The organism is Colwellia marinimaniae (assembly GCF_002207865.1).
Lineage (GTDB): Bacteria > Pseudomonadota > Gammaproteobacteria > Enterobacterales > Alteromonadaceae > Colwellia > Colwellia marinimaniae.
In genome coordinates, this window is record NZ_BDQM01000108.1 from 1 (window position 1) to 587 (window position 587).

Annotated in this window: 1 protein-coding gene; it reads right to left on the bottom strand. The window is 61.5% G+C overall.

Annotation, left to right across the window (positions count from 1 at the left end):
• Positions 1-587: S49 family peptidase (locus tag MTCD1_RS18390; protein WP_088568999.1), on the bottom strand; the 587-nt coding region annotated here is incomplete at both ends.

The following is a 587-nucleotide window of genomic DNA, read 5'->3' on the forward strand; positions in this document are numbered from 1 at the left end:
GCTGTACACTGCAGCCTCGGTATCCAGCACAACCTGCACGGACAGGCCGGTATATGCCGACACCTTCTGCGCAAACATCTGGCGGGTTGCGTCCATCCGGGACTGCAGTGTCTCCCGGACGTCATCCGGAAGATGGCTGTAGGGGTTGCCATCCACCTTATGGCTGCCGCTGTAAATCAGCGTGATTTCCACACCCTGTTTCTCCAGCGCAGCACCGTAATTACTGTGAGCCATCATGACGCCGATGGAGCCTGTCCGGGCGGTCTGCGTGACCAGACGCCGGGAGGCGGCACTGGCAAGCAACTGACCTGCACTGCAGTTCATGTCGTTGGCAAGCGCCCATACCGGTTTTATGTCACGCACACGGGCGATGATGTCAGCGCAGTCAAATGCCCCCGCCACCATCCCGCCGGGCGTGTCCATATCGAGCAGAATGCCGTCCACCATCGGATCGCTGGCAGCCTGTTGCAGACGGGCGATAATGCCGTTGTAACCGGTCATCCCCGAGTACGGCTGCAGCGCCCGCGTCCGGCTGACCAGCGTGCCGGACACCGGCAGCACGGCGATGCCGTTCATGACCTGATAAC